This window comes from Telluria antibiotica (assembly GCF_011682055.1).
GTDB lineage: Bacteria > Pseudomonadota > Gammaproteobacteria > Burkholderiales > Burkholderiaceae_D > Telluria > Telluria antibiotica.
In genome coordinates this window covers 37,632-58,787 of the sequence record NZ_JAAQOM010000019.1, presented here as the reverse complement: position 1 = coordinate 58,787, position 21,156 = coordinate 37,632, and the positions used below count along the sequence as shown (strand labels likewise).

Sequence of the window (21,156 nt, the reverse complement as noted above, 5' to 3'; positions counted from 1 at the left end):
TCCGTAACGGTACTGGGCGTCGGCCCATGAACGCGCCTTCGGGCGCGTTCGTCTTTTTGGAGGTTACCGATGGCAGTACAAAACTGGATCCCCTTCTCGCGCCAGGTCGTCCACGTCATGCGCTGCGCCGTGACCGAATGGCTGGGTCACCGGGCCTCGAGCAAGGGCGCCGCCCTCGCCTTCTACACGCTGTTCTCGCTGGCCCCCATCCTCGTGCTCGTCATCGCGATCGCCGGTTTCTTCTACGGCAACGACGCGGCCCAAGGCCAGCTGCTCGACGAATTGCGCGGCCTCGTCGGCAAGCAGGGCGCGGAAACCATTCAGGCGATCCTGGCCGGGGCCCGCAACAAGGAAAGCGGCAAGCTGGCGACGCTCATCGCCACCGCGCTGCTGCTCGTCGGCGCGACGAGCGCTTTCGCCGAACTCAAGGACAGCCTCGACGAGATCTGGGGCGTCCCGCCGCCGAAGGACGCCACGTGGTGGGATACCGTGCGCACCCGCCTGCTGTCGTTCGGCCTCATCCTCACCCTGGGCCTGCTGCTGATGTTCACGCTGGTCGTGTCCGCCGCGCTGTCCGTGCTGGAAAAATACCTCGGCGGCGTGTGGCACTCGGCCACGGTCGTGCTGGGCTGGGTCGCGTGGGGCATCAGCTTCCTCGTCATCGCCGTGATGTTCGGCGCCATCTACAAGCTGCTGCCGCGCGTAAAGCTGTCGTGGCACGACGTGACCATCGGCGCCCTCGGCACCGCGATCATGTTCACCTTGGGGAAATTCGCGATCGGCCTGTACATCGGCAACAGCGGCACGGCGAGCAGCTTTGGCGCGGCCGGCTCGCTGATCGCGCTGCTGCTATGGGTGTATTACTCGGCGCAGATCTTCTTCCTCGGCGCGGAATTCGCCCGCCAGTACGCGCTGCAGATGGGCAGCCTGAAGGACAAGCACGTCCCCGGCGCGCCGCCCCCGGGCGCGCGCCCGTCGCCCGTGCACTGAATCACTGCGGTGCCATTGCCCGAGGCACTGACGCCGTCATTCGCCGAGCAATTCGGCGATGACTTCCATGCCTTCCACGCGCTCGGCCACGACCTTGATCACGACGACGACGGGCACCCCCAGCAGCAAGCCCCACATGCCCCACAGCCAGCCCCAGAACAGCAGGCTGACGAACACGGCGGCCGGGTTCATCTTCGCGATCTTGCCTGTCATCCAGGTCGTCACGACCATGCCGACGAGCGTCGCGATCGCCAGCGACGCCCCCGCCACGAGGATCGTCATCCGCAGCGATTCGAACTGGAGGAAGGCGACGAGGCCCGTGGCCGACGTGATCAGCAGGGGACCGAAGTAAGGCATGATGTGCGCGACGCCGGCAAAGATCGCCCACGCGCCCGCATTCTCCAGGCCGATGTAGCGCAACGCCACCCACATCAGCAGAGCCAGCACCACGTTCGTGACGAGCAGCATGAACATATAGTTCTGGATGCTCGTGTTGATGTCTTCGAGGATGTGCACGGTGACCTTCTTTTGCGTCAGCGACGGCCCCGTCAGCTTGACGAGCTTGCGCTTGAACGTGTCGCCGGCGAGCAGGAGGAAAAACACGAGGAACACGACCATCGTCGCTTGCGAGATGAAGCTGGCGAGGCCCACGGAGCCGGCCAGCAACCAGTCCATGACGCGAAAGTTGCTGCCGCCCGGTGTCGGCGCGGCGGGTGGCGGCGGCACGCGGCGTGGCGCCGCCCGCTTCGCATCGGCGCCCGCGTTGGCGGCGGCCCGTTCGAGCTCGGCCGCGGCGGCCTGCACTTGCTGGATCGTCGACGGCCCGTCCGAGCCGTCCGTGAGGAGGCGCGTGACCTTGTGGGTCAAGGTCGGCAGCTCGTCGACGATGTTGAGGAATTCGCCCTGCACGCGTTGCGCCGTCAGCGCCATGCCGACGAGGATCAGCCCCGTGATGACGGTGGCGCCGATGGAACGCTTGATGTGCCAGCGTTCCAGCCAGCGCACGACGGGACTCAGCGTATAGGCGATGAAGATGCCGAGCAGCAGCGGCACGAAGAAATTCTTGGCCCATTGGAGGCCGAAGATGAAGGCGACGGTGGCGATCACGCCCAGCGTGAGGCCGCGCGCGTTGACGTGCACGGGAAGGCGCAGGTCGCCGTGGACAGCGCCGAGTTCTTCGCCCGTCGGCGCGCCGGCACCATCGACGAGGTCCGCGCCGTGCGCCGCCTGCTCCGTGTCCGGGACCGGCACGGGCACCTGCGCCGGAATGATCGAGTCGGCTGCCCCGGACGGAGCGGGGCCGGATTGGGCGAGCTGCATGATATTTGCCTAAAAAAAGCCGGTCCCGGACATCCGCCGGCCGGCTTCCCGTCCGGCGGATGCCGCATGACGCGGCGATCGCGACACCCCGGGACGGCCGTCACGCAAGCCGCCCCGGCGGGTTTATTTTACGCGGATGTCGTTCTTGACCGATGCCACACCCTTGACACCACGGGCCACGTCGGCGGCCTTCTGTGCATCCTGCGGCTGGGCCACGAAGCCCGACAGCTGCACGTCGCCCTTGTAGGTCTCGACGTTGATTTCGGTGGACTTCAGGGCCGGCTCATTGAAGATCGCGGCCTTGACCTTCGCCGTGATGGCGGCGTCGTCGATGTACTCGCCCGTGCTTTCCTTGGTCGGGCTCGACGAGCAGCCGACGACGGTGAAGGCGACGGTGGCGGTGAAGATGGCGGTGGCGATGCGTTTGGTCACGTTCATGATGAACTCCTTGTTAGTAGTGGTGGTACTGGTTGTGCCCGTTCACGAGCGTACTGCGGTTGAATCCGTGCTTCACTTGCCGAAGTCGGCCTTCGCGGCCGAGATGCATTGATCCTTGGCGGCGCCCGCGAAGGCGTCGCATTTTTCCTTGGCCACGCGGTACGCGGCGTCTTCCTTGTCGGCGCGGGCATCGTCGCGGGCCTGGATCGTCTTCTGGTCGGCGCGCGCGTCGGCCTGCGCGGCGACGAGGCGGGCTTTCGCCTCTTCCTTGCAGACGTCCTTGTCGTTGCCCGTCAGCCCCGCGCAACGCGCCTTGTCGAGGTCGTAGTTCGCGGACGCGATGCGCATGCGCGCCCGGGTATAGGCCTTCAACGTGTCTTCGTACCTGGCCTGCGCTTCCTCGTCGGCGCGCACGCGCGCGGCCTTGGCCTCGAGCACGCAGACGTCCTTCGGATTACCGGTGATGGCGTCGCAACGGGCGCGCGCCGCCTTGTACGTGGCGGCCGCCGCGTCGCGAGCTTGCTGGTAAGCCAGTTTGGCTTCCGGCGTCGCCGCATGAACATGTCCCGCGGCCCACAACAAGGCCGCGCCCAGCAGCAGGATGACGTGTGGTATTCGCATTTCTTGTTCTCCTTCGTTGCCACGTTTTCCAACGCACTGGTGATGTTTTACTCGGCTGTAACGACGATTTCTGTTCGGTGACGAACACAGGAACGGAGATGGTGGAAAGCGGACGCCTACGGTCGAGAGGTGGGTGCGTCATCGCACAGACCCATTACACATGACTGCGTAATCTGGTCCTACATTTTTGCCAGGAGAACAAGTCATGAAAGCTACTCGTACCCTCGCCGCCGTCGTGGCGGCCAGTGCGCTTCTCGGGGGCTGCGCCAGCCAGTCGTCCCAGCCCTCCTACGCCAACGATGGCTACCGCAGCGGCTACGACAACACCGCGGCCACGGGCTACGGCACGATCGAATCGATCCAGGTCACGACGGCCGACGGCCGCACGAGCGGCGCCGGCGCGATCGTCGGCGGCCTCGTCGGCGCGCTCGCCGGCAACCAGGTCGGTAGCGGTGGCGGACGTACCGCGGCGACCGTCGCCGGCGGCGTGGCCGGCGCGGCGATCGGCAACCGCGTGGAAGCGAACCGCAGTGGAGAAGGCCAGCAGGCGTATGCCGTCAACGTCCGCCTCGACAATGGCGAGTACCGCACCATCGTCCAGGACAACGTGTACGACCTGCGCGTGGGCAACCGCGTGCGCATTGTCGATGGCCGTGTGTATCGCTATTGAGCGGCATGTTGCACGTAGTTTTCAAGCCGGCTCTGCCGGCTTTTTTTCTGCCGCAACCGCATTAAAACGCATCGTTCCGCGTGGGCGGAGGCCGCCCACCCTACGTTGCCACCACGCCTACGCGGGACACATCGACACAAAAAAAGACGGCGTCCAATCGAAGATTGCGACGCCGCTCAAGCCCCACCATATTCGTGCCAGGCGCCGGCGGTGCGGGCCGGCGCGTTGTCCCTAGTATGCCACTTGCTGCGCGCGTTTGCGCTGCAAGTACCAACCGAGCGCGCCCAGGATGACGGCCGCACCCAGCGCCGGCTTGCCGAGCTTGCGCTTGCGGATGAAGCCCAGCACCGTCAGCGCATACGGCGCGATCACGGAGATGCTCGTGCCGGTGGGCTTCAGCAATGCGTCAGCGCGCGTGCGCAGGGCCCAGGTGGCGTGGTCGATGACGGAGTGCAGCATCACTTCGGGCCGGGCCGCGTGCTTGATCTGCGCGCGCGCATGGGCGACGCCCGTGCGATAAAACTCGCCGTCACGCAACAGCGCCCGCTTGCGCTCCTCGTGGGAGCCCTGCGTGTGGTGGCCGATCGTCTTTTCCATGGTCGAGATCCTTTCTGCTCACATGAGCATGTCGCGGTCGTTGCGCAATTCCTTCATGGTCTCCGGGAACGCCAGCTTGCCCTGCTTGAGCATGGCCAGGCCCTTCATCACGAGGATCAGGGTGATCACGGCGAACACGACGAACATGACCAGCAGGATCTTCCACCCCATTTCTTCCCACGCCAGCGCCACGATCGTGGCGGTGCCGTAGGCCAGGGCGAACCAGGTGGCCAGGGCAGCCATCGCGAAGATGGCCACGAGTTCGATCACGTGGTTGCGCACTTCCGTCAGCTCGAGCGCCGCGAGTTCCAGTCGCGACACGACGAGGCCGAACAGGTTCTTCGCCAGGCCCGTGATCCCACCCAAGAGGCCGGGGCTATGCACGACGGTTTCGTTGTTATCCATGGCTGCCCCCGACCGGATTTATTTGCGGCCCAGAATGACACCCAGCAGCAGGCCGACGCCGGCCGCCACGGCCACGGTGCGCCACGGGTTGTCCTTCACATAGACATCGGTCGCGCGTGCCAGTTCCTTGCCCTTGACCATGGCTTGATCCTGGTATTTGCCGGCCTTGCCCAGCGCCTGGTCGAGCAGCTCCATGCCGCGCTCGCGCAGCTCGTCCGCCTTGTTGCCGGTGAGGTTGGCGGCCGCGCTCAGCAGCGACTGGGCGTCCTTGACGAGCGCCTTCATGTCACCGGACGTGTCTTTCGCTGCACCGTTGACGGCCGATGTGTTGCCGTTGGCGCGGCTGATGTTTTCTAGCATGATGTTCTCCTCGTTATTGGTGGGTAGGTAAATGGTTCAGGCCAGCAGGTCGCGCATGTCGTCCGCGTGCTCTTCCTCGGTGGCCAGGATCTCGATCAGCATGTTCTTCGTCGTCGGGTCCTTGTCGCCGATGGCCTGGATCATCTGGCGGTACGACTCGATCGCGACGCGCTCGGCGATCAGGTCGGCGCGGATCATCGCCTGCACGTCGTCCGAATCGTCGTACTCCGCATGGCTGCGCTGGGTGAGCGTAGCCGGGTTGAAGTTCGGCGAGCCGTTCAGCTGCACGATGCGTTCGGCGATGCGGTCGGCGTGGTCCTGCTCCTGCTGCGCGTGCTCGAGAAACTCGGCCTTGATGTGGCCCGTGTTCGGGCCGCTGACCGTGAAGTAGTGGCGCTTGTAGCGCAGCACGCACAGCAGCTCCGTCGCGAGCGCCGCGTTGAGCATGGCGACGACGGCTTCGCGGTCGGCCGCGTAGCCTTCGGTCACGGCGCCGTCTTCGAGATTGGCGGCCGCGCGACGGATTTCCGCGATGTCGAAGCCGTGCGCCAGGTTGGATGCGTTCTGTTCCATGAAACTTTCCTCTTTCAGTGGGGGTTCAAACTGTCTGTCAGCGCTGCGCCGCGCGCGGCGGGATCGTCGCGCCCGCGTTCGACAGGACGATTTCCACGCGGCGGTTCAGCTGGCGGTTGGACGCCGTGTTGTTGGGCGCGACAGGGAAGGCTTCGCCGTAGCCGCGCATGCCGATGCGTTCGCGCGGCACGCCGAGGCCGACCAGGGCCTGGGCCACGGACGCCGCGCGGCGCTCGGACAGGTCCTTGTTGTGGGACGCACTGCCCGTGCTGTCGGTAAAGCCTTCGACCATCACCGTGCGGTCGGGGTTCTGCGTCATGATCTCGGCCAGCTTGCGCACGGTCGCCATGCCGTTCGCGTTCAGTTCGGCGCGGTCGGTGGCGAACAGCACGTCGCCGATCGTCACGACCATGCCACGCTCCGTCTTCTGCGCATGCAGTTCGACGAGCAGGGCTTCCAGGCGTGCCGCGCGGTCGGCCTGCTGGGCGGCCTGCTGCTGGGCTGCGGCGGCCTGGGCCTGAGCATCCTGGGCCTGGGCCTGGGCGGCCGCGGCCTGCGCCTGGGCGGCGGCGGCGTCGCGCTTGGCGCGGTCGGCCTCGGCCGTGCGCGCCTCCAGCTGCACGCGGTCGCGCTCGCGGCTCGCGTTGGCGACCTCGGTCTCGGCGGCCTTCGACTTCGCGACTTCCTGCGCGGTGGCGATGCGCTGCTTGGCGACGTACGCCAGGCGGTCGATGGTGTCGAGGCTCTCGCGCTTGGCGGCGGCCTGGTTGGCGCGGTCGAGCGCTTCGCTGGCCTGCTTGAATTCGAGCGGCGCATAGGTCGCGACCTGCGGATTGTTGTTGGCCGCGACGAAGTCGGCGCGCGCCTCGTCCAGTGTGGGCGTCGTGGTCGGGACGGTGCTGCACGCGGCCAGCATCAGTGCGCCGGCAAATGCGAGTGCCTTCATCAGGTTCATGATCCTTCCTTTCTGCGGTGTGGCGCGCCTTGGCGGCGCGGTTCTTGTTGTCGGGTGGCGCGGTGCCACCCTGCCTTACTGCTGCCGGTCGGAATTGGCCCGGTCGACTTCCTGGCGCAGCACGCGCAGGTCCTCGTTGAGGGCGTCGGCCGCGGCCGTGGCCTTGGCGGAATTGGCCTTGCTCTGCGCCAGCTTGGCGTCGGCCTGGGCCTGGATCGCGAGGTCGCGCGCCGTCTTGTAATCCTTGGCTGCGAGGGCCTGGTTGGCGCGCATCATCTTGTCGCGCGCGGACGTGATCTCGGCCGGGGCCAGCTCGGGCGCGCCCGCCGACACGGCGTTCTCGACGGCGTTGTTCGACACCGCGACGGCAGCCGTGGCCGGCGTCTTCTCCGGGCTGGCGCAGGCGGCCAGCGAAAGAACCGCAGCGGCTGCGCCGACCCGCACCAGCAGGTCCATCGATTTTGTATTCATCTTGCGACTCCTGTCGTTGACTGAATGTGTTGGTAACGTTATAACCCTCAAGCCCGCCGAGATCGGTTCGCTGCCGCACATACGCAGGACCTCGGGACGGCCGCGGCCGAGCACGGTGCGGCACCGCACATTGACGGGCAACCCTTTACGCTAATCTGCGATCAATCCATCCCACCAGAAGGAAGGCCATGACAACCCAACCAGCCCAACAGCCCAGACAGGGCGCGCATCTGTCGCGCCCGGTGAAAATCACGCTCGGCATCGTCGGCGTGCTGGTGGCGATACCCGTCATCGCCATCGTCATCCTCCTCACGTTCGACTGGAACCGCGTCAAGCCGTGGCTCGACGAGAAGGTCGGCGATGCGATCGAGCGCCCGTTCGTCATCCGCGGCGACCTCGCGGTGCATTGGGAGCAGCCTTCCAAAAGCATACCCAAAGGCCAGCGAACGTGGCGCGACTACATTCCGTGGCCGCACCTGTACGCCAACGACGTCCACGTGGGCAACCCCGCCGGCCTCCCCCAGCGCGACATGGCGAGCGTGCGCCAGTTCTCGTTCTCGCTCGATCCGTTCGCCCTGCTGACCCACACGATCCACGTGCCCGTGCTGCGCTTCGACGGACCGCAGGCAGAACTGCTGCGCACGGACGCCACGCACTACAACTGGGTCTACAAGCCGGAACAGAAGAAATCGAAGTGGACGCTCGACCTCGAACGGGTCGTGCTGAACAAGGGCACGATCCACGTGATCGACGCCGTCACGAAGGCCGACGTCACCGCCGACATCGACACCATCGCGAACGACCCGACCTACGGCATCGCGTTCCAGTTGCGCGGCGAGTACAACGGCGCGCCCGTCGGCGGCGGCGGCAAGGCGGGCAAGGTGCTGTCGCTGCGCAACCAGGACGAACCGTTCCCGATCCAGGCCGACGTGCACTCGGCCAACATGCGTGTCGCCGTCGAGGGCACCGTCACGCGCCCCGCCCACCTCGCGGGCGTGGACCTGAAACTGACGTTGGCGGCGCCGTCGATGGCGCGGCTGTATCCGTTCACGGGCGTGCTGCTGCCGGAGACGCCTGCGTTCTCGACGGACGGCCACCTGACGGGTACGCTGGACAAGGACAAGACCCGCTGGGTGTACGACAAGTTCAAGGGCAAGGTCGGCCAGTCCGACATCGCGGGCCACCTCGAATTCGCGACGGGCAAGCCGCGCAACAAGCTGACGGGCACCGTCGTGTCGCACCAGCTGCGCTTCGCCGACCTTGGCCCGCTGATCGGCGCCGATTCCAACGCGAGCAAGCGCGCGCGCGGCGTCGAGGCGGTGCAGCCGGAAGGGAAGGCGTTACCGGTCGAAAAATTCCACACCGAGCGCTGGAAGGCGCTCGATGCCGACGTGCGCTTCACGGCCGACCGCATCGTCAAGGACAAGGACCTGCCGCTCAGCAAGCTGCAAAGCCATGTCGTGATGAACGACGGCGTGCTCACCTTGCAGCCCCTCGACTTCGCCATGGCGGGCGGCAACGTCAACTCGAACATCAAGCTGGACGGCAGCAATCCCAACAATCCCATCAAGGCGACTGCCGACGTGAAGGCACGCGACATCCAGATCAAGCAATTGTTCCCGCAGATCGAAAAGATGCAGGCGACAGTTGGCTCGATCTATGGCGAGGCGAAGCTCACGGCGACCGGCGATTCCGTCGGCGCCATGCTGGCCGACGCGAACGGCGAAGTGAAGGGCCTGGTCAGCCAGGGCGTCGTCAGCAAACTGCTGCTCGAGGAGGCGGGGCTGAACGTGGGCAACGTCATCATCACGAAGCTGTTCGGCGACAAGGAGGTCAAGCTGAACTGCCTCGCCGCCGACCTCGGCGTAAAGGACGGCGTGGCGCGCACGCGCACGTTCGTGCTCGACACGGAAGACGCGATCGTCGACATCAATGGCTGGGTCAACATGTCGACCGAGCAGCTCGACCTGCGCATCAAGCCGGAGACGAAGGCGCTGCGCATCTTCACGTTGCGCACGCCGTTCTTCGTGCGCGGCACGTTCAAGCATCCCGACCTGTCGCTCGACAAGAAAGTGCTCGCGCTGAAGGGCGGCGCGGCGGCCGCGCTGGCCATCGTCGCGGCACCGGCCGCTGCCCTGCTGCCGTTGATCAACATGGGACCGGGCAAGGACAGCCCGTGCAGCGCGCTGCTGGCGCAGGCCGGGGCCAAGCCTGTTGCCCCGCCGCCGGGCAAGAGCGCCAAGCGTTGAGCGCGATCAGGATGAGCACCTCGCAAAACCGTAGCGAGCGGCAGCAATGTGGTCGGAGAAGCGCAGCTGTACGCGAGTACAGCGAGCATCGCAGGGCCACAGTGCAACGCGCAGTAGGTTTGGCGACGTGCTCAGTGTTATTTGTCGTACAGACCGCTATGCTGTGGAGATTTATTCTGAACGCATGGTAAGGCCGGCGCCGTTCCCGAACGCCAGGCAAGCATCGCGAGGAAAGCAGGACGGTAATGACACGATTCGGCAAAGGCAAGACCCCGGCGGCGGTTTGTGCATCGGCGCTGCTGGCGGCCCTGGTCCTGTGCGGGATCGCGGGATGCGCGACGGACCGCCCGACGGCGGCCGTCCAGCGGACCGACGACGCCGGCATCACGGCCGGCGTGAAGGCCGCCCTCCTCGGCGATGCCAGCCTGAAGGCGAACGAGATCGACGTCGACACGGACCAGGGGGTCGTCCGGCTGAGCGGATTCGTGGGCTCGGCGGACGACGTGGCGGCGGCCGCCGCGGCCGCGCGCACCGTGAGGGGCGTCAGATCGGTCAGGAATGAGCTGCGCCTGAAGTGAGTTTTGGCACCGTGTAGAAGCGTAAGCAACCCACCTTAAGGAGATCATCATGAAAACCATCAAGACCATCATCGTGACCGCATCGCTGGCAACCGCAGCCATGGGCCTGACCGGCTGCGCCGGCATGTCGAAGCAGGACCGCAACACCGCGATCGGCGCGGGCGCAGGTGCCGTCGTCGGCGGCGCGCTGACGGGCGGCAGTGCAGCCGGCACCATCGGTGGCGCAGCCGTGGGCGGCGTGATCGGCAACCAGGTCAAGACGACGCACTGATCGCATTTCGTAGCGCAGTAACGACAACGCCCCGCATGCCGGGGCGTTGTTTTTGGGATCGGCGCCGCAGGTCAGACGAGAACCGGCGCCCCCACACCCGCACCTGCCTCGCGCACGATCTCGTAGCACGTGCACGCGGCCGCCGCGAGGCGTTCCGGGTCGAGGATCTCGATATTGCCCCGGCTGTAGTTGATCAGGCCCTGCTGCTGCAGCGCGCTGGCGGCCTTCGTGACGCCCACGCGGCGCACGCCCAGCGCGTGCGCGAGGAATTCGTGCGTGAGGTGGAACTTGTCGGATTGCAGCCGGTCGCGCGTGACGAGCAGCGAACGCGCGAGCCGCGCTTCCAGCACGTGGTAGCGGCTGCAGACGGCAATCTGGATGGCCTGCGCGAGCAGCACGTCCGTGTAGCGGTACAGCACGCGCTGCAGGACGGGGTTGCGGGCGAATTCGGTGCGCAGGCGCTCGGCATCGATGCGGCTCGCGCTGCCCGCGCGCTGCACGACGGCACGCACCTGCGTCGTGTCGTGGCCGAGGGCGACGGTGGCGCCCAGCATGCCTTCGCGGCCCACGAGGCCCACTTCGAGCGTCATGCGGCCTTCTGCAACGGCCATCAGCGAGATCAGGCAGTCGTGCGGAAAATAGACGTGGCGGATCACGTCTCCCGGCTCGCACAGGGTGGCGCCCAGCTCCACCTTGACCTGGTCGAGGGCCGGCAGCATCCGGGCCAGCTCCTGCGGTGGCAGCGCGGCCAGCAGCAGGTTGGCATTGTGCTCGGCGACCAGGGGTGGAGCGGCTGAGTTCATCGGACCCTCGCGGTTGGACTTCATCGGTTCACAGGGTGGCTGAGGTTCGACATCAGGTAATTACAGCGGCCGGAAACATTTGCAAACAACTTTCAGTCAGCGTACCGGCCGTGCCAGGGCAAGTATGTACGGTGACGCACGGAACGGTGTGTTGTTGCCAGGGACAATGGAAACGTACCGGACCCAGGGGTGCGACCTCCCCTGCGTCCTTCTCGATATCGGAAAGGAAAGCCATGGACACGCATCCCCACACGCCCGCCCGGGCCAGGCAACATCCACTGCTGATCGCCGCTGCGATCGCCGTCATCCTGTTCTGCGCCCTCGGCACGGCCGCGATCATGGGCTGGCTGCCGTCGTCGACGGGCGGCAACCGCAGCCACCTGAGCGACGCCGACCGCGCCGCCCTGTCGGCCGGCCTGCAGCAGCCGGGCCAGCCTGGTTACGCGGCGCCCGCGGCGCTGCCGCCCGGCGCCACGCCCGCCGCGCAACCACAGCCCGCCTATCCGGCCACGCCGGCACCATCCACGTATCCGGCCCCTGCCGGTGCCCAGTCGTATGCGGCGCCGAACACCGCATACGGCTATGGCGGCAGCCAGGGCGCGACGTCGTCCGGCAGCGACTATCCCGCCGCGGTGCCTGCGCCGCGTTATGCGCCGGCGGAACCGGCGCCGGCACCGCGCGCCGCGCACAAGTCGACCCGCGTGGCCGAGGCCGACACGAGCAGCAACTGGTGCGGCAACTGCGGCAACGTGGAATCGATCCGCGTGATCAAGACGCGCGCCCAGGGCAGCGGCGTGGGCGCGGCCGGCGGCGCCCTCCTCGGCGGCTTGCTCGGCAACCAGGTGGGCAGCGGGCACGGCCGGCAGCTGGCCACGGTGGCCGGTGCCGTCGGCGGTGCCGTCGTGGGCAACCAGGTCGAAGGCAATATGAAGGCCGATACGAGCTACGAGATCCGCGTCCGCCTCGACGACGGTACCCTGCGCACGTTCCACCAGCACAGCGCGCCGCCGTGGCGCACGGGCGACCGCGTCCGCATTGTCAAGGGCACGCTGCGGTCCGCCTGAAGACGTATTAACGCAACAACACCGGGGCCGCGGCCCCGGTTTTGTTTTATGCGGCCGCGTGCTATGTTGATATCGGGTGCCGTCCCACGCCGCCGTCATGCATCCGGCATCGGCGCCATGCCGCGCGCATGGGTTTGCACCTTGTACGATCGCTCACTAAGTTTTCTTTTTCGCAATGTGCGGCAGCGCACGGAGCAGTTTGCCTGCCCACATAAGAATCGACCTCAGCTTCATACGGCAGAGTTAACTCAAGCGAAAGGACGCGACATGAACAGCGTGGCATGGATCGGCATCATTCTCTGGGGAGTTCTGCTGACGGCCTTCGGCCTCGTCAGCACCGGCCCCGTCCCGCAGGCGGCGCCGGGCGACATGGCGGCGCAAGACGTCTTCTTCCTCATCACGGGCGGCCTGCTGACCTGCCTGATCGGCGTCCTCGGCCTCATGGGCTTCATGGGCTGGATCCCGGGCTTGCAAAAGGAACAAAAAAGCGCGACGTAATGTACGGCATCGTACGGATCGCCTGACCGGTTGGATCGATACTGGAAACACGGCCGCAGTGCCGTCACCCCATCGCCGTCAACCATGAGGACATCATCATGCTTTACACTATTGCCGTCATTCTCATCATTCTGTGGCTGCTCGGTCTGGTAACCTCCTACACCGTCGGCGGTTTCATCCATATTCTGCTGGTCGTTGCCGTCATCATGATCCTGGTGCGCCTGATCAGTGGCCGAGGCATATAGAGCATAATTACGTAGGCACGTAAGTTCCCGTGCCGAACCGCAGCCCCCTGCGGACTGACCGATCCGTTTCGCGGTCGTGCCCTGCCCAGGGTGCGCCTACGAAACGGATATTTTTTATCAAGGAGTCCACCATGAAAACCACCCTGATCCGTTCAACCCTGTGCGCCACCGCCTTCGCCGTCGCGGCCTCCGGTTGCGCCGACATGAACCAAACACAGCGCGGCACCGCCACCGGCGCGGGCATCGGCGCCGGCCTCGGCGCGATCCTCGGCGCCTCGACGGGCGGCGGCGGATCCGGCCGGGCCACGCGCGGCGCGATCCTGGGCGCGGCGGCCGGCGCCGTCGCCGGCAACGTCTGGTCGCGCCACATGGAACAGCAGCGCCAGGCGATGGAACAGGCCACGCGCGGCACGGGCGTGCAGGTCTCGCAAACGTCCGACAACCGCCTGAAGCTCGACATCCCGAGCGACGTCTCGTTCGACACGAACCGCTCCGACATCAAGCCGAATTTCCGTCCGATCCTCGACCGCTTCGCCCAGACGCTGAACGAGAACCCGGCCACGAACGTCACGATCATCGGCCACACGGACAACACGGGCGGCGACCAGATCAACCAGCCGCTGTCGCTCGACCGCGCCGCCCACACGCGCGACTACCTGACCGCGCGCGGCGTGAATCCGGCCCGCGTCACGGTCGAAGGCCGCGCCGCGCGCGAGCCGGTCGCGTCGAACGACGACCCGGCCGGCCGCGCACGCAACCGCCGCGTCGAGATCTACGTGAGCGAACCCGCGCAGCAGGGCTGACGAGCCCGGGGCGGCGCGCGCCCCGCCCGCCCCGCGCACGGTGTATCCTCTTGCCATGTCAACCATAATGGAGAGGCCATGTCAGACGACACCGTGCGCATCGTCCGCGAGGAAATCCTCTCGGACCATTTTCTGCCGCTGAAAAACGTCACCTACATGCAGCGCCGCCGCGATGGCGAGCTGCAGGTGCAATCGCGCGAAATCTACGACAACGCCGACGGCGCCGCCGTGCTGCTGTACAACCGCGCACACCGGTCCGTCGTGCTGACGCGCCAGTTCCGCGTCGGTGCGCGCCTGGGTGGCCACGACGGCTTCCTGCTCGAGGCGGCGGCCGGCATGCTGGACGGCGCCGCCCCCGCCGCGCGCGCGCTCGCGGAGGCGCGCGAGGAGACGGGCTATGCGATCGACGCGGTGCAGCCCGCGCTGCAGCTGTACGTCAGCCCCGCATCGACGACGGAACGCCTGCACCTGTTCGTCGCCGAATACGAGCGCGACCGGAAATGCGGCGACGGCGGCGGCAACCGCGAGGAAGGCGAGGACATCGACGTCGTGGAACTGGATTTCGACGACGCGCTCGCGATGATCGCCACGGGTGACATCGTCGACGTCAAGACCGTCCTGTTGCTGCTGCACCTGGAACGCACGGTACTGGGCCGCCACGGCGAAGCGTCATGATGCCCCCACGCATGGTGCTGGTCGGTCATGCGGCCCGCCGCGACAATATCCAAAAGGAGACGATCACGATGAACCCATCCATGACCCGCGCCGTCCTGTCGGCCTGCGCCTGCCTCGCGCTCGGCGCCGCGCTCCCGGCCGGCGCCCAGACCATGAAGCCCGGCCTGTGGTCGATGTCGAACAAGATGACGTCGAGCGACCCGGAACTGCAGCAGGCGATGTCCGCGATGCAGCAGCACATGGCGAACATGCCCCCCGAACAGCGCGAGCAGATGCAGAAGATGATGCAGCAGCACGGCGTGCAGGTGGACGTGGGCGCCGGCGGCGCGCTGCAGACGAAGGTGTGCATGACGCGCGAGATGGTGGAGCGCAAGGAATTCCCCGTCCAGCAAGGCGATTGCAAGCAGACGTTCACGCAGCAGTCGCCCAGCCGCGGCCACATCGCGTTCACGTGCACGAAGCCGCGCGTGAGCGGCGAAGGCGACATGACGACGGACGGCGACAAGAGCTACCGCGCCCACATGAAGATGCACAGCGAGGAGCAAGGCCGTCCGCAGGACATGGACATGGACGTCACCGGCAAATGGCTGTCGGCCGACTGCGGCAACATCCGTCCCCTCGCCGTCCCGCGCGCGAAGTAGCGGCACCTGGCCCCAATTCGGGGTCAGAGCACATTTCCCGCCGAATTCGGGGTCAGAGCACATTTCGGATCAATATCCGGTGATCCAGTATTCGCCGCTGGCACGCCGTGTCCGCGAGCCGAATTCGCGACATCACCGTGAGTCCCCAAAGGGTGGCGACCGAGGCCCGGAAGCGATGTTGCTTCCGGGACCGTGCCACAAAAAGTGCTCCGACCCCGAATGTCGCGAACAGCGTGCTCTGACCCCGAATTCAGGTCGCTGGGTTCACGTCGTTTCGGTATAAGCGAGATAGCGCTCGCGGGCTTGCCGCGCGACCGGCCCCGCGGGCAGCTCGCGCGTCTCGTAGCGGGTGCACGGTGTGACCTTGCCGTAGTTGCCAGTGCTGAAGATTTCGCGGGCCGTGTCCAGCTCTTCCGCCTTGACCGTGCGCTCCACCACGTTGACGCCGGCCTCGCCCAGCAACGCGATCACGCGGGCGCGCGTGATGCCGGCCAGGAACGTGCCGTTCAGCGCCGGCGTGACGACCTCGCCGTCGTGCGTGACGAGGAACAGGTTCGACGTCGCAAACTCCGCCACGTTCCCCGCCGCGTCCAGCAGGACGGCGTTGTCGAAGCCGCGCGCCTTCGCGTCGCGCAGCGCGCGCGCCGTGTTGGCGTACAACGCGGAGGCCTTGGCATCCGTTGGGGCCATCGTCGGCTCCGGGCGACGCAGCGGCGACAGGCACGCGGAAAAGCCGGCAAACGGCGGCAGCGGCGCGTCGAACAGCGTGAGCGCGAAGGCGGCCGCTTCCGCCGTCGGGATCAGGAAACCTTCCGATGCGAACACGAGCGGGCGGATATACAGTTCCGCATCCGCCGGAAAGCGCGCGACGCCTTCGCGCACCAGCGCTTCCATCTCGTCCACGCTCAACGGGCACGTCAGGCCCAGCTTCTCGGCCGACGTCACGACGCGCTCCAGGTGCGGACGCAGGTCCGGCAAGTGGCCGCGCAGCGCGCGGGCGCCATCGAAGACGGACGAACCGAGCCACACGCTGTGGTCCATCGCGCCGAACAGCGGTGTATTTCCTTCGGCCCATTGCCCGTTGTAGTAAGTCAGGTACATATGCTCTCCACGGATGACGTCAAGCATCAAGTGTAACGCACGCCCGTCCGCTCGGTTCGTCAGCGTACAGTGACCAGGGGTGTCCGCGCGTACACTGACATTTCCATGCCGCGAATGTTTTCCATGCTCCCGATTCTCGAACGCCTCGATCCAGACAGCGACCGCGTCGATCTCCTCGTCGACCTCGTCGACCGTCTGCGCCCGCGCCGCGCGCGCGACCACGACTACGCGATCGCCCAGGTGCGCACGTTGACCCAGCTCCTGCGAGGCCATCCGGGCCAGGCGTGGGCGCTGCGTCGCCATGTGACGCGGCTGCTGGAAACACGCCGCCACACGAGCCTCTATTCCGACGTCGGCATCCTGTCGAACGACGGTTTTTTCACGGAGCTGAAAAAGCGCATCGCGTACCGCATCCTGCCGCCCGCGCTCGACGAGCTGTACCTGTCCGACACGCTCGACCGCGTGCTGTGCCGCGACGACGACTACGAGTGGATCCGCGCCGTGCCGAACGCCGACTGGCTCGAGCTGTTCGACGTCGTCGCGAACGCAGCGCCGCCGGACGGCACAGACGTCGACGCGGACGAGCCCGCGCGCGCGAAAACAGCCGTGCTGGCGGGCCTGCTGGACGCCATCCGCACGTTGTCGTGCCGCGTGTGCGCGCTCGGCCTGGAGCCACGGCTGATCCACGCGCACCGCGAAATCGAGGAAGTGGATTCTCCGTTCCTCATGCAAAACATCGAGGCGAACAAATACCTCGACGACTACGGCCGCCTGACCGCGGGCGAGACCGACACGATGGAAGATGCGCGCCACCTGCTCGTCATGCTCGACCAGTGCGAAGCCGTCGTGCAGAAGATCCGCCGCGGCGCCCTCGCCTGCGGCACGAGCGTCGCGCTGACGTACCTGCTCGTCGCGCTCACGCAAAGCATCGACCGCTTGCGCAAGCTGCTGTTCCTCGTCGACACGAGCGGTGAGCTGCCGTCCGCGCCCACCGTCGACGTGGAAGCGCTCGCGAACGAGGCGACGCCGCCGGCGGAGCCGCCGACGAGCCTGCGGCGCGCGGCGGCCGTCGACCTCGCGCAGGAACTGGCCGAGGCGCACAACACGAAGTACGAGATCCGCGGCCTGCTGCGCGACAACGTCGACCTGCTGGCCCGCAACGTCACGGAAAACGCGAGCCGCACGGGCGAGCACTACATCGCCGAGCGGCGCGCCGACCTGGGCGGCATGTTCGCATCGTCGGCCGGCGCCGGCATCGTCATCGGCTTCATGGCGCTGATCAAGATCCTGATCTCGTACCAGCACCGTGCGCCGCTGATCGAGGCGCTGTTCTACAGCCTCAACTACGCGGCCGGCTTCATGCTCGTGCACGTCCTCCACTTCACTATCGCCACCAAGCAGCCGGCGATGACGGCGGCGCGCATCGCCGCCGCCCTGCACGAAACGACGCAACGCGGCGGCGGCCGCGGCGGTGGCCGGCGCCAGGTCGACGTCGACAGCATGGCGGCGCTCGTCAATAAAGTGTTCCGGACGCAGATCGTCGCCGTGCTGGGCAACCTCGCGACCGTGATCCCCGTCGCGTGGGCCCTCGCCCTCGCCTGGTACTGGATCTTCGGCACGCACCTCGTGACCCCGGCGAAAGCGGCGCACTTGATCGCGGACAGCCACCCATGGCATTCGCTCGCGCTGCTGCATGCGGCGATCGCGGGCGTGTGGCTGTTCGTGTCCGGGCTCGTGTCCGGCTATTACGACAACAAGGCCATGTACACGCGGATGGGCCAGCGCGTGCAGCAGCTGCGCTGGCTGCGCCGCCTGCTGGGCGAGGAGCGGCGCGCGCGCTTCGCCCGCTACGTCGAGGACAATCTCGGCGGCCTGATGGGCAACTTCGTGTTCGGCGTGCTGATGGGCACGACGGCCACCGTCGGTTTCCTCCTCGGCCTGCCGCTGGACGTTCGTCACGTGACGTTTTCGTCCGCCAATTTCGCCATCGGCTATGTCGGGCTCGGCCAGCGGGTCGACGCGGAGACGGTCGCCGTTTCGGTCCTCGGCATCGCGCTGATCGGCATGGTCAACCTGATGGTGAGCTTCGGGCTCGCGCTGTGGGTGGCCCTGCGGGCGCGCAAGGTGCGCTTCCACAACGGCCTGCGGCTGCTGCAGGCGCTGGGCCGCCGGCTGCGCGCGGCGCCGCTCGACTTTTTCATCGGACCGCGCGACCTCGACGACGCGGCACCGGCCACTCCGCGAGGTGTCAAATGACTTCCCTGCTGCGCCGCCTTCCTTCGTTCGCCCGGCTGCTGGTCCTGTGCCTCTGCTGCGGCGTCGTCGCGTGCAAGTCGCTGCCGGACGTCGCCCCGGACGCGCCCGTGAAAGCCACGCCCACGATCGAAACGGCCAAGGGTGCCCTGCCGCCCAAGAAGGCATCGGCCCTCGCCGCAAAGCGCTGGGCCAACGCGAGCGGCGACCTGAAGGCGCTGGCCGCGCTGGAAGAACAAGCGACCGGCGTGCCCCTCATCGCGGGCAACAAGGTGACCCTGCTGTTCGACGGCCCCGCCACGATGCGCGAGATGATGGCCGCGGCGCGCGTCGCCACCAGTTCCATCAACCTGGAAACCTATATCTTCGATCAGGACCAGATCGGCAACGAGTTCGCCGACCTGCTGATCGAGAAGCGGCGCCAGGGCGTCGCGGTCAACGTGATGGTCGACGCCGTGGGTGGCCTCGCCACGCCGGCCGCGTTCTTCGACCGCATGCGCCAGGCCGGCATCCAGGTGCTGATCTTCAACCCCGTGAACCCCGCGAAGGCGCGCGGCAAGTGGGAGCTGAACAACCGCAACCACCGCAAGCTGATGGTCGTCGATGGCAAGGTCGCGTTCACGGGCGGCATCAACATCAGCAGCACGTATGCGAACAGCTCGCTGTTCCGCTCGCGCCACAAGCCGGACGACGGCGACAAGGTCGGCTGGCGCGACACGCACGTCAAGATCGAAGGCCCGGCCGTCGCGCCGCTGCAATGGTCGTTCATCGACCTGTGGGTGCAGCAGGAAGGCGGCGAATTGCCGCAGGCCGAGTATTTTCCGAAGCTCGCACCCGCCGGCGACAAGATCGTGCGCGTGCTCGCATCCGATCCGGACCACGAATCGGACATCTATAAAGCGCTCGTCGTCGCGATCAGCGAAGCGAAGATATCGATCCACGTCACGTCGGCGTATTTCGTGCCCGACCAGCAGATCGTCGACGCGCTGATCGCCGCCGCGAAACGGGGCGTGGACGTGCGGCTCGTGCTGCCGGGCGTGTCGGACCACGGCCTGATCCGCTACGCGGGCCAGGCGTTCTACGACCAGCTGCTCGCGGGCGGCGTGCGCATCTTCGAGCTGCAGATCGCCGTGCTGCACGCCAAGACGGCCGTCATCGACGGCGGCTGGTCGACCATCGGGTCGGCCAACATCGACCGCCGCAGTTTCATCCACAACTACGAGCTGAACGTCGTCGTCATCGACCCGGCATTCGGTACCGCGATGGAGAGCGCGTTCGACGAAGACCTGCGCGACTCGAAGGAGGTCACATTGGAGCGGTGGCGGCACAGGCCCTGGTCGGACCGGATCAAGGAGTGGATGTCGCGCCTGGGCGAGTATTGGATCTAAGTCGTCATGCGCGATTTATCGTGCATTGGGTGCCGACGCCTCTCATCAAGGATTGAATATCGTCGAGCAAACCTGCACCGTTCGGGACAACGACGTGGCGCCGGTAATGCTTCCACAAGATGTCAATCCGATCGAGCGCCGGGCTGTAGGGAGGCTGCAGACTGCTCCGCAGCGCCCTCGCAAGCAGCGACCTCGACATTCCACGCCCACCACGGTCCAGGCAGCTATCAATCGAGAGCTCCCGCCTGGCCCACATGCCGACAGCAGTCAGCACTACCATCAGCAACACCAGAAAGCCTCCGAAGAATGGCCGCTTTTTCCACATAACGGGTTAGAGTCCCGCAGCCATCATGCCGTCCGGCACCTCGGCCCATACGTTCCCGCTGCGCATGAATTTTTCCGTGGCGAGCAGCTGGAACCGGTTGTGCACGCTGTCCCAGCCGTAGCGGTCGACCTCGATGCGCACGGGTTCGACGCGGAGCACGTTGAACGAATTCACTTCGCCGCGCCCGCGCGTGGACGTGGCCGTGCCGGCCTGCACGACGAGCGCCGCGTACTCGCTGATCTTGTAGCGCGCCTGCGTATTGCCCGCGTGGCTCATGTGCAGGTGCCCGGCCATCAACAGGTCGACGCCGAGTTCCGCGAACACGTCCATCGCCATGTGTGCGCGGTCGACGAGGTCGTCCTCTTCCGCGCCCTGCTTGTCCGCGTCCTTCGGCAAGTCGAACGGGTGGTGCGTCACGACGACGCGCGTGACCTCGGGCGCCAGGTCCGACAACGTGGCGCGGATCTTCTCCACCTGCTCCTTGTTGACGCGGCCGTCCTTGAACGTGAGCGAGCGTGCCGTGTTCACCCCCAGCACGGCGATCTCGTCGTCGATGTAGACGGGGTCGAGGTCGTCCGTGATGTAGCGCTTGTAGCGGTCCAGCGGCGCCAGGAAGCGGCGGAACACGTTGTACAGCGAGATATCGTGGTTGCCCGGCACGATGATCTGCGGGCCCGGCAACGTGTCGAGCCAGGCCCTCGCCTCCTCGAACTGCTCGCTCTTGGCGCGCTGCGTGAGGTCGCCGGAGACGACGACGACGTTCGGCGCCAGCTCGTGGACCAGCTCGCGCAGCGGGTCGAGCAGCTGCGGGTCGACGCGGCCGAAATGCAGGTCGGACAGGTGGACGAGTGTACGCATGGGA

General features: G+C 66.7%; 25 protein-coding genes. 13 read left to right on the top strand and 12 right to left on the bottom strand.

Features of this window, described 5'->3' with window-relative positions; genetic code table 11:
• Positions 1 to 69: 69 nt before the first annotated feature.
• Positions 70 to 990: a YihY/virulence factor BrkB family protein gene (locus HAV22_RS25825; protein ID WP_166863261.1), complete on the top strand. Its 921-nt coding sequence runs from the start codon at positions 70 to 72 to the stop codon at positions 988 to 990.
• A 36-nt stretch (positions 991 to 1,026) separates the two neighbouring features.
• Here HAV22_RS25825 and HAV22_RS25820 read toward each other — a convergent pair whose 3' ends face one another.
• From HAV22_RS25820 to HAV22_RS25810, 3 genes are all read right to left on the bottom strand, one after another.
• Positions 1,027 to 2,310, bottom strand: coding sequence for an AI-2E family transporter (locus HAV22_RS25820; protein WP_166863259.1), 1,284 nt, complete (start codon positions 2,308 to 2,310; stop codon positions 1,027 to 1,029).
• Positions 2,311 to 2,433: 123 nt separating this feature from the next.
• Complete coding sequence (locus tag HAV22_RS25815; RefSeq protein WP_166863257.1) at positions 2,434 to 2,748, bottom strand: BON domain-containing protein; 315 nt, start codon at positions 2,746 to 2,748, stop codon at positions 2,434 to 2,436.
• Between the two features lie 72 nt (positions 2,749 to 2,820).
• Positions 2,821 to 3,369: a hypothetical protein gene (locus HAV22_RS25810; protein ID WP_166863255.1), complete on the bottom strand. Its 549-nt coding sequence runs from the start codon at positions 3,367 to 3,369 to the stop codon at positions 2,821 to 2,823.
• Positions 3,370 to 3,574: 205 nt separating this feature from the next.
• On the opposite strand from HAV22_RS25810, the gene HAV22_RS25805 reads away from it, so the two are divergent.
• Complete coding sequence (locus tag HAV22_RS25805; RefSeq protein ID WP_166863253.1) at positions 3,575 to 4,039, top strand: outer membrane lipoprotein; 465 nt, start codon at positions 3,575 to 3,577, stop codon at positions 4,037 to 4,039.
• Between the two features lie 231 nt (positions 4,040 to 4,270).
• On the opposite strand, the gene HAV22_RS25800 is transcribed toward HAV22_RS25805, so the two are convergent.
• The 6 genes from HAV22_RS25800 to HAV22_RS25775 form a co-directional block, all read right to left on the bottom strand.
• Complete coding sequence (locus HAV22_RS25800) at positions 4,271 to 4,636, bottom strand: hypothetical protein (protein WP_166863251.1); 366 nt, start codon at positions 4,634 to 4,636, stop codon at positions 4,271 to 4,273.
• An 18-nt stretch (positions 4,637 to 4,654) separates the two neighbouring features.
• The gene (locus HAV22_RS25795) at positions 4,655 to 5,041 is read right to left on the bottom strand and encodes a phage holin family protein (protein WP_166863249.1); all 387 of its coding nucleotides are present in this window, start codon (positions 5,039 to 5,041) and stop codon (positions 4,655 to 4,657) included.
• Between the two features lie 18 nt (positions 5,042 to 5,059).
• A complete protein-coding gene (locus tag HAV22_RS25790) occupies positions 5,060 to 5,401 on the bottom strand; it encodes an ElaB/YgaM/YqjD family protein (protein WP_166863247.1) in 342 nt (113 codons plus the stop codon).
• A 36-nt stretch (positions 5,402 to 5,437) separates the two neighbouring features.
• Positions 5,438 to 5,974 (bottom strand): ferritin-like domain-containing protein, encoded by a 537-nt coding sequence (locus HAV22_RS25785; protein ID WP_166863245.1) that lies wholly within the window; start codon positions 5,972 to 5,974, stop codon positions 5,438 to 5,440.
• A 37-nt stretch (positions 5,975 to 6,011) separates the two neighbouring features.
• Entirely contained in the window at positions 6,012 to 6,929 is a 918-nt protein-coding gene (locus HAV22_RS25780) for an OmpA family protein (RefSeq protein ID WP_371869738.1), read from the bottom strand.
• A gap of 75 nt (positions 6,930 to 7,004) precedes the next feature.
• Entirely contained in the window at positions 7,005 to 7,400 is a 396-nt protein-coding gene (locus HAV22_RS25775) for a DUF4398 domain-containing protein (protein ID WP_229421421.1), read from the bottom strand.
• Between the two features lie 188 nt (positions 7,401 to 7,588).
• Between HAV22_RS25775 and HAV22_RS25770 the strand changes: the two genes are divergently transcribed.
• The 3 genes from HAV22_RS25770 (at position 7,589) to HAV22_RS25760 (ending at position 10,498) form a co-directional block, all read left to right on the top strand.
• On the top strand, positions 7,589 to 9,649 hold the full coding sequence (locus tag HAV22_RS25770) for an AsmA family protein (protein WP_166863243.1): 2,061 nt from the start codon (positions 7,589 to 7,591) through the stop codon (positions 9,647 to 9,649).
• A gap of 245 nt (positions 9,650 to 9,894) precedes the next feature.
• Complete coding sequence (locus HAV22_RS25765) at positions 9,895 to 10,227, top strand: BON domain-containing protein (protein WP_166863241.1); 333 nt, start codon at positions 9,895 to 9,897, stop codon at positions 10,225 to 10,227.
• Between the two features lie 49 nt (positions 10,228 to 10,276).
• On the top strand, positions 10,277 to 10,498 hold the full coding sequence (locus HAV22_RS25760) for a YMGG-like glycine zipper-containing protein (protein ID WP_166863239.1): 222 nt from the start codon (positions 10,277 to 10,279) through the stop codon (positions 10,496 to 10,498).
• A 71-nt stretch (positions 10,499 to 10,569) separates the two neighbouring features.
• On the opposite strand, the gene HAV22_RS25755 is transcribed toward HAV22_RS25760, so the two are convergent.
• The gene (locus tag HAV22_RS25755; protein ID WP_166863237.1) at positions 10,570 to 11,301 is read right to left on the bottom strand and encodes a Crp/Fnr family transcriptional regulator; all 732 of its coding nucleotides are present in this window, start codon (positions 11,299 to 11,301) and stop codon (positions 10,570 to 10,572) included.
• Positions 11,302 to 11,534: 233 nt separating this feature from the next.
• On the opposite strand from HAV22_RS25755, the gene HAV22_RS25750 reads away from it, so the two are divergent.
• From HAV22_RS25750 to HAV22_RS25725, 6 genes are all read left to right on the top strand, one after another.
• Positions 11,535 to 12,365, top strand: coding sequence for a glycine zipper 2TM domain-containing protein (locus tag HAV22_RS25750; RefSeq protein WP_166863235.1), 831 nt, complete (start codon positions 11,535 to 11,537; stop codon positions 12,363 to 12,365).
• A 267-nt stretch (positions 12,366 to 12,632) separates the two neighbouring features.
• Positions 12,633 to 12,863, top strand: coding sequence for a hypothetical protein (locus tag HAV22_RS25745; RefSeq protein ID WP_166863233.1), 231 nt, complete (start codon positions 12,633 to 12,635; stop codon positions 12,861 to 12,863).
• Positions 12,864 to 12,961: 98 nt separating this feature from the next.
• Positions 12,962 to 13,108, top strand: a complete 147-nt coding sequence (locus HAV22_RS25740) for a lmo0937 family membrane protein (RefSeq protein WP_105378160.1) — start codon at positions 12,962 to 12,964, stop codon at positions 13,106 to 13,108.
• A 131-nt stretch (positions 13,109 to 13,239) separates the two neighbouring features.
• Positions 13,240 to 13,911: a YiaD family glycine zipper/OmpA-like lipoprotein gene (locus tag HAV22_RS25735; protein ID WP_208296376.1), complete on the top strand. Its 672-nt coding sequence runs from the start codon at positions 13,240 to 13,242 to the stop codon at positions 13,909 to 13,911.
• 78 nt (positions 13,912 to 13,989) lie between these two features.
• On the top strand, positions 13,990 to 14,586 hold the full coding sequence (locus HAV22_RS25730) for an NUDIX hydrolase (RefSeq protein ID WP_166863231.1): 597 nt from the start codon (positions 13,990 to 13,992) through the stop codon (positions 14,584 to 14,586).
• The gene (locus HAV22_RS25725) at positions 14,583 to 15,227 is read left to right on the top strand and encodes a DUF3617 domain-containing protein (protein ID WP_229421420.1); all 645 of its coding nucleotides are present in this window, start codon (positions 14,583 to 14,585) and stop codon (positions 15,225 to 15,227) included. Before HAV22_RS25730 ends, HAV22_RS25725 begins: the two co-directional genes overlap by 4 nt.
• A gap of 264 nt (positions 15,228 to 15,491) precedes the next feature.
• Here the strand turns inward: HAV22_RS25725 and HAV22_RS25720 are convergent, their stop codons facing one another.
• Positions 15,492 to 16,328, bottom strand: coding sequence for a branched-chain amino acid aminotransferase (locus HAV22_RS25720; RefSeq protein ID WP_166863229.1), 837 nt, complete (start codon positions 16,326 to 16,328; stop codon positions 15,492 to 15,494).
• 123 nt (positions 16,329 to 16,451) lie between these two features.
• Between HAV22_RS25720 and HAV22_RS25715 the strand changes: the two genes are divergently transcribed.
• Positions 16,452 to 18,584 carry a site-specific recombinase gene (locus tag HAV22_RS25715; protein ID WP_166863227.1) on the top strand — a complete coding sequence of 711 codons (2,133 nt, stop codon included), beginning with the start codon at positions 16,452 to 16,454 and terminating at the stop codon, positions 18,582 to 18,584.
• Positions 18,581 to 19,969, top strand: coding sequence for a cardiolipin synthase (gene cls, locus HAV22_RS25710; protein WP_166863224.1), 1,389 nt, complete (start codon positions 18,581 to 18,583; stop codon positions 19,967 to 19,969). Before HAV22_RS25715 ends, cls begins: the two co-directional genes overlap by 4 nt.
• A gap of 331 nt (positions 19,970 to 20,300) precedes the next feature.
• Here cls and HAV22_RS25705 read toward each other — a convergent pair whose 3' ends face one another.
• Entirely contained in the window at positions 20,301 to 21,152 is an 852-nt protein-coding gene (locus HAV22_RS25705) for a metallophosphoesterase family protein (RefSeq protein ID WP_166863223.1), read from the bottom strand.
• Positions 21,153 to 21,156: the final 4 nt, after the last annotated feature.

Excerpts from the sequence above, each read along its gene's own strand:
- HAV22_RS25820 (WP_166863259.1), bottom strand. The coding sequence starts at position 2,310 with ATGCAGCTCGCCCAATCCGGCCCCGCTCCGTCCGGGGCAGCCGACTCG.
- HAV22_RS25785 (WP_166863245.1), bottom strand. The coding sequence starts at position 5,974 with ATGGAACAGAACGCATCCAACCTGGCGCACGGCTTCGACATCGCGGAA.
- HAV22_RS25765 (WP_166863241.1), top strand. The coding sequence starts at position 9,895 with ATGACACGATTCGGCAAAGGCAAGACCCCGGCGGCGGTTTGTGCATCG.
- HAV22_RS25725 (WP_229421420.1), top strand. The coding sequence starts at position 14,583 with ATGATGCCCCCACGCATGGTGCTGGTCGGTCATGCGGCCCGCCGCGAC.
- HAV22_RS25705 (WP_166863223.1), bottom strand. The coding sequence starts at position 21,152 with ATGCGTACACTCGTCCACCTGTCCGACCTGCATTTCGGCCGCGTCGAC.
- HAV22_RS25745 (WP_166863233.1), top strand. The coding sequence starts at position 12,633 with ATGAACAGCGTGGCATGGATCGGCATCATTCTCTGGGGAGTTCTGCTG.
- HAV22_RS25790 (WP_166863247.1), bottom strand. The coding sequence starts at position 5,401 with ATGCTAGAAAACATCAGCCGCGCCAACGGCAACACATCGGCCGTCAAC.
- HAV22_RS25760 (WP_166863239.1), top strand. The coding sequence starts at position 10,277 with ATGAAAACCATCAAGACCATCATCGTGACCGCATCGCTGGCAACCGCA.
- HAV22_RS25720 (WP_166863229.1), bottom strand. The coding sequence starts at position 16,328 with ATGTACCTGACTTACTACAACGGGCAATGGGCCGAAGGAAATACACCG.
- HAV22_RS25750 (WP_166863235.1), top strand. The coding sequence starts at position 11,535 with ATGGACACGCATCCCCACACGCCCGCCCGGGCCAGGCAACATCCACTG.
- HAV22_RS25740 (WP_105378160.1), top strand. The coding sequence starts at position 12,962 with ATGCTTTACACTATTGCCGTCATTCTCATCATTCTGTGGCTGCTCGGT.
- HAV22_RS25755 (WP_166863237.1), bottom strand. The coding sequence starts at position 11,301 with ATGAACTCAGCCGCTCCACCCCTGGTCGCCGAGCACAATGCCAACCTG.
- cls (WP_166863224.1), top strand. The coding sequence starts at position 18,581 with ATGACTTCCCTGCTGCGCCGCCTTCCTTCGTTCGCCCGGCTGCTGGTC.
- HAV22_RS25735 (WP_208296376.1), top strand. The coding sequence starts at position 13,240 with ATGAAAACCACCCTGATCCGTTCAACCCTGTGCGCCACCGCCTTCGCC.
- HAV22_RS25780 (WP_371869738.1), bottom strand. The coding sequence starts at position 6,929 with ATGAACCTGATGAAGGCACTCGCATTTGCCGGCGCACTGATGCTGGCC.
- HAV22_RS25775 (WP_229421421.1), bottom strand. The coding sequence starts at position 7,400 with ATGAATACAAAATCGATGGACCTGCTGGTGCGGGTCGGCGCAGCCGCT.
- HAV22_RS25815 (WP_166863257.1), bottom strand. The coding sequence starts at position 2,748 with ATGAACGTGACCAAACGCATCGCCACCGCCATCTTCACCGCCACCGTC.
- HAV22_RS25730 (WP_166863231.1), top strand. The coding sequence starts at position 13,990 with ATGTCAGACGACACCGTGCGCATCGTCCGCGAGGAAATCCTCTCGGAC.
- HAV22_RS25825 (WP_166863261.1), top strand. The coding sequence starts at position 70 with ATGGCAGTACAAAACTGGATCCCCTTCTCGCGCCAGGTCGTCCACGTC.
- HAV22_RS25795 (WP_166863249.1), bottom strand. The coding sequence starts at position 5,041 with ATGGATAACAACGAAACCGTCGTGCATAGCCCCGGCCTCTTGGGTGGG.
- HAV22_RS25800 (WP_166863251.1), bottom strand. The coding sequence starts at position 4,636 with ATGGAAAAGACGATCGGCCACCACACGCAGGGCTCCCACGAGGAGCGC.
- HAV22_RS25805 (WP_166863253.1), top strand. The coding sequence starts at position 3,575 with ATGAAAGCTACTCGTACCCTCGCCGCCGTCGTGGCGGCCAGTGCGCTT.
- HAV22_RS25810 (WP_166863255.1), bottom strand. The coding sequence starts at position 3,369 with ATGCGAATACCACACGTCATCCTGCTGCTGGGCGCGGCCTTGTTGTGG.
- HAV22_RS25715 (WP_166863227.1), top strand. The coding sequence starts at position 16,452 with ATGCTCCCGATTCTCGAACGCCTCGATCCAGACAGCGACCGCGTCGAT.
- HAV22_RS25770 (WP_166863243.1), top strand. The coding sequence starts at position 7,589 with ATGACAACCCAACCAGCCCAACAGCCCAGACAGGGCGCGCATCTGTCG.